This is a genomic window from Collinsella aerofaciens (genome assembly GCF_028209885.1).
Taxonomy (GTDB): Bacteria; Actinomycetota; Coriobacteriia; order Coriobacteriales; family Coriobacteriaceae; genus Collinsella; species Collinsella aerofaciens_BA.
This window is the reverse complement of the sequence record NZ_JAQLEM010000063.1, coordinates 1-3437: the sequence shown is the minus strand read 5'-3', so window position 1 is coordinate 3437 and position 3437 is coordinate 1. Positions and strand designations below refer to the sequence as shown.

Annotated in this window: 2 protein-coding genes; one reads left to right on the top strand and one right to left on the bottom strand. The window is 60.9% G+C overall.

The features are described 5' to 3' along the window. Window positions 1–318: 318 nt before the first annotated feature. On the bottom strand, window positions 319–2082 hold the full coding sequence (locus PMX21_RS09885) for a coiled-coil domain-containing protein (RefSeq protein ID WP_271759278.1): 1764 nt from the start codon (window positions 2080–2082) through the stop codon (window positions 319–321). 294 nt (window positions 2083–2376) lie between these two features. Here PMX21_RS09885 and PMX21_RS09880 point away from each other — a divergent pair, with 294 nt between their 5' ends. Further along, window positions 2377–3177: an SDR family NAD(P)-dependent oxidoreductase gene (locus PMX21_RS09880; RefSeq protein WP_195544915.1), complete on the top strand. Its 801-nt coding sequence runs from the start codon at window positions 2377–2379 to the stop codon at window positions 3175–3177. Window positions 3178–3437: the final 260 nt, after the last annotated feature.

Genomic DNA, 3437 nt, shown 5'->3' with positions numbered 1-3437 from the left:
GTCGCAGCCCCGACCCGCGGTCACGAGCGGGGGCTCCTGTCGTTTCCGTGCCCCTGGATTGGGTCATAGTGTCTGACTCTGCCATTACATCGGTGTTGCCGTGGTTGTTGAGTAGTCATTGGGCACTTGGCACTTGGGGACGTTCCTTTTGTGCCGGCACCTGGGGACACTCCTTATGTCAAGAGATTGGTGCAAGAGGGATAGATTGCCTTGCGTCGATCTAAATAAGTTGCGGTGAGATAGTTCTTGAATTGGCTTTTTTGGGCTAAACAGGAACTATCTCACCGCAACTGCGTTGAGCGCTTTTTGGCGGCTGGTTTACTTACTTGCGAACAACCAGATCAGGATGATCACCAGGATTGCGGCGACGATGCAGACGATGGCGCCGGTGAATTTGATGCGTGAGTCGCGGGTACGCTCGCGCACCGCGTCCTCGGTGGCCTCGAGCTGGGCGACTTCTCGCTCGGTCTCGGCGTGTTCGGCTTTGTCTCGGGCCAAGGATCCTGCAAGCGACTCAGTGATCTCTGGGTGGTCGTGCACCTCGGTCGCCTGTTCGATAATCGACTGCGCATGCGCGGCATCTGCTTGGGCGTTGGCTATGCTCTGCTCTTGGTCGCGGCGTGCCTTGTCCTCGGCGGCGATCTTCTCGCGCAGTTCGCGCTGGCGCGTCGCGGCGGCGGTTTTTGCGGTCTGCAGCTCGTCGCGCGCGGCATCGGCCTCTGCCGTCACGGTCTGATGGGCTCGCTTGGCGTCGTTGATGGGGGCTTGTGCCTGCTCGACGGCCTGCTCGGCTGCGGCAAGCGAGTGCTCAAGGTCGGCGGTGATGCGCGGGACATCTTCTTCGGCTTTACGCAGGGCATCCTCCGTGTCGGAGATCTGCATCGAGAGCTCGCTGGTACGCACCGTATAGTTGGCGGGATTTGCCGAGGGATTGCGTTGCAGCTCGGCATACTCATGACGCAGCGTCTCGAGCTGGGCGCGCGTGGCGTCGACGGTTTGTTGTGCGGCCGCAATGCCGGCGTCTCGCTCGGCCTTCACCTTGTCGCGGATGCGCTTGGAATCCTCAAGACGTCGAACGAGGCGGTTGCCGGTCTCGCGCGAGCTCGCCTCGCGGGCCTCCACGGCGTCGAGCGCGGCCTTCAGGCGGAGCTCAGTCGCGTCATCCTCTGTCTTCATTTGTTCGAACTGACCCTTGAGCTCTGTCGCTTTGGCGCCGTGGGCATCACGGTCAATCTCGGCTGCCGCAGCGGTCTTTTGCGCTGTGGCGATCGCCTGACGCTGGTCGGCGACGATCTGCTCGTAGCGGCCTGCGATATCCTGGCGCGTCTCGAGTTCCTCGGCCTGATTGGCAATGCGCTGCTCAAGTTCGGCCAGGTGGGTGCGGGCATCGGCAAGTGCCTTTTTCGCGGCATTCATCTCACGCATGGCCGAGGCGCCCTGGGCGATAAAGGTGCCCACGGCGTTCGCAGTGTTCGAGACAGCGGTCCCCAGATCGCGGCTCGCGGCGGGGGAGTGCGGGGCGGTCGGGCGAGTGGTGTCGGCAGCGTCCGCATCGGCAGTCTGCGGCACGGCGATATTGCCGGTACCGCCCTCGACCACAGAAAAGCCTGCTGCGTGCGGATCGACCGCATCGGCGCCAATCGTGGGGTGCTCGAGCTGCAGAAACGAGGGCATGGTGCTGCCCTGGTCGGCAACCGGAGTCTCGCCGGGCACAAAGGTCGAGGCCGCCTCGGCGGCCTCCTCTTCCTCGGCATCAATATCGGCATCGGCGACGGCGTCTTTCATCGCTTTGACAGCATCCATCATGGAGTCCATGACGGCATCGAGCTCTTCTTCCGAAGACACCTCGATGGGGCCCGCTGCTTGCGGGGCGTCGTCCTGTACAGGGGCGTCGTCCTGAGCGGGCGCATCGTCGTTTTGCTCATCGGCGTTTTCTGTTTCGGGGGTTTCCGCCGCAGCGCTTTCGTCCAAGATGGGGCCGTCGACGTCGGTACCATCGCAGGTCACAGCGTCAGTATCTGCGGTGACGTCTGCGGGATCATCAATATGCTGTTGAGTCTGGGGGTCCAGCTCGTCTGTCATAGGCATGTGCTCCTCATCGTTGTTTGTCACCCTATGATAAAGTCTCGCGCCGACATCCCGCGCGCCGCAGCAAAGTTTCAAAACGTGTTCGATGGCTCGTTTGGCTGACAAAAATTCGGCCTCTTTATCCAGTTCGTGCTTGACATTCCCTTCGCCGAATGACGTTGTGCCGTTCGCCTGCTGCGGTCTTTATTTTTCACTTGAACCCGCTAAAGTTGCATTTCAGCTTTTGGCGCGTGAAGTTGGATGCGCGCAGTCGGCGGGTGGGCCCGTCGCGATTTGAAAGGACTTTGTATGGGACTTTTCACTGGTAAGACCGTGATCGTCACCGGCGGCGGCAAGGCCACGCTTAAGGACGGTTCCGCTGGCTCCATCGGCTACGGCATCGATATCGCTTTTGCCAAGGAGGGCGCGAACCTCGTCATCACCGGCCGCAACGTCGCTAAGCTCGAGGCCGCCAAGGAGTCTCTCGAGGCCGAGCACGGTGTCAAGGTTCTGCCTGTTCAGGCCGATGTTTCAGCCGGTCAGGACAACGAAGCCGTCGTCCAGAACGTCATCGACAAGGCCATTGAGGAGTTTGGCCGCATCGACGCCGTCGTCAACAATGCTCAGGCCAGCGCCTCGGGCGTGACCATCGCCGATCACACCATGGATCAGTTTAATCTGGCCATTTACTCCGGTCTGTATGCTACCTATCTGTACATGCAGAAGGCCTATCCGCACCTGAAGGAGACCAAGGGCTCCGTGGTCAACTTTGCCTCGGGTGCCGGCCTGTTTGGCAACTATGGCCAGTGCAGCTATGCTGCCGCCAAGGAGGGCATCCGCGGCCTGACCCGCGTTGCCGCCAACGAGTGGGGCAAGGACGGCATCAACGTCAATATCGTTTGCCCGCTTGCTTGGACCGCTGCGCTCGAGAACTTCCAGGATGCCTATCCCGAGGCGTTTAAGGCCAACGTCCACATGCCGCCGGCTGGTCACTACGGCGACGTCGAGAAGGAGATCGGCCGCGTGGTCGTTCAGCTCTGCGGTCCCGACTTTAAGTACATGAACGGCGAGACCGTCACCCTCGAGGGTGGCATGGGCCAGCGGCCCTAAGAGTTACGCGGTTTTACCAAACCGCGTAGCCAGTTGACGCTGCGCGGTCACCAGAGCGACAACTTGTCATTCAAAGAGGGCGGCATGACCAGAAGGTCTATGCCGTCCTCTTTTCATGCCAATTTGTTCGCTCTGGTGACCGCTCGCTGACGTTGCCAAAACATCGGTGTTGCTGGAGTAGTCGTTGGGTGTTCCTATAGTTTTGTCAACCGTCGGGGCTACTCCCGGTAGGGCACCCGGTCGCGCATCACGGCGTATAT